At 46.9% G+C, this 1,179-nt stretch carries 2 protein-coding genes; one reads left to right on the top strand and one right to left on the bottom strand.

The genetic code is table 11. The features are described from left to right. Positions 1 to 257 (top strand): MetQ/NlpA family ABC transporter substrate-binding protein (locus tag AND4_RS19175; protein ID WP_009844648.1); only part of this gene is annotated, 257 nt, incomplete at its 5' end. A gap of 122 nt (positions 258 to 379) precedes the next feature. Here AND4_RS19175 and AND4_RS19170 read toward each other — a convergent pair. Next, entirely contained in the window at positions 380 to 1,156 is a 777-nt protein-coding gene (locus tag AND4_RS19170; protein ID WP_009844647.1) for a Zn-ribbon-containing protein, read from the bottom strand. Between the last annotated feature and the right edge of the window lie 23 nt (positions 1,157 to 1,179).

Here is a 1,179-nt window from a genome sequence, read left to right as displayed (position 1 = left end):
CACAGCTTCCACGCTCTCTTGATGATGTAGCGATTTCTATCATCAACACAACTTACGCAAGCTCAATTAACCTAACACCTGAGCGTGACGGCATCTTCGTTGAAGACAAAGAATCGCCATACGTCAACCTCATCGTTGCTCGTAAAGACAACGTTGAAGCCGCTAACGTACAAAACTTCGTGAAAGCTTACCAAACAGATGAAGTTTACGAAGCAGCCAAAGACATCTTCAAAGGTGGCGTTGTGAAAGGTTGGTAACCCCTCTTTCTACAATACTCAAATCGTAAAATGTAAAATACACAAACAGTAAAAAGGGCGCTCATCACAGCGCCCTTTTTAGTTCTATGTTAACCGCTGTTTTCGCAGCTCTCTAAAAAAGACTATTTGATATGATCCCAAGATATATTGGAGACAATTCGGCAATCGTCACACTTAAAATAGAAAATATCGTGCAGCGGCTCATCGAGTAACCAGTCACCACCACATTTTGGACACTTGCGCGCTTTTTCTGTCTCAAGTGACTCACCGCCAACTCGGTATTGGTAGTAGTAAGTCGGGATCTGGGTGATGTATTCAATACGACCACGCAAATCCCAACCACGACGGAACAGCACACTGTCTGCGTCGCAGATTTCATGCAGCGCTGCATGTTCTGCACGGCAGCCACCCGCCATTTGGATTTCATCACACGCTTGCCATTCGGTTTGCCATTTCACCACCGCTTTGTGGTCTCCATTCAGCGTCGCACCATTACGGTATAGCGGGATTGGCAACAGCGTCTCGCCACTGCGCAGTGGAGAACAAGTATGCACATACGTGGTGTAAAGTACTTGCCAGCTTGGCGTCTCTTCTTCTGCCGCTTCTTCTGAGTTCAAATCACGACCCAACATGCGCATTTTCGGCGTAAGTAACGACGCTTCCGACAAACGGTTCATGCACACTTTGACAAAATCAGAATGGTAACGAGGGTGCAAACTGTCTTGCTCTGGACAAACCACGCGAACATAAAACTCGCCATCGCCCATGACGATAGGAAACTCGCGTCCAAGCACCTGACCGTTATAACGCAATGCGTCCATCAAGCCGTTAACCGCTTTATCTACCGCGCTGACGGTAGTGTTATCAAAACACTCAAACTGTAACTCAACAACGTACATGCTTACACCGCTGCCTCTAATTT

Origin of the sequence: Vibrio sp. AND4 (assembly GCF_000171815.1) — a bacterium.
Lineage (GTDB): Bacteria > Pseudomonadota > Gammaproteobacteria > Enterobacterales > Vibrionaceae > Vibrio.
Note: the sequence above shows the minus strand (reverse complement) of the source record. Positions and strands in the feature narration are given on the sequence as shown.

What these genes read in the sequence shown, in the direction of transcription:
- AND4_RS19170 (WP_009844647.1), bottom strand. Translation starts at nt 1,156, where the DNA reads ATGTACGTTGTTGAGTTACAGTTTGAGTGTTTTGATAACACTACCGTC.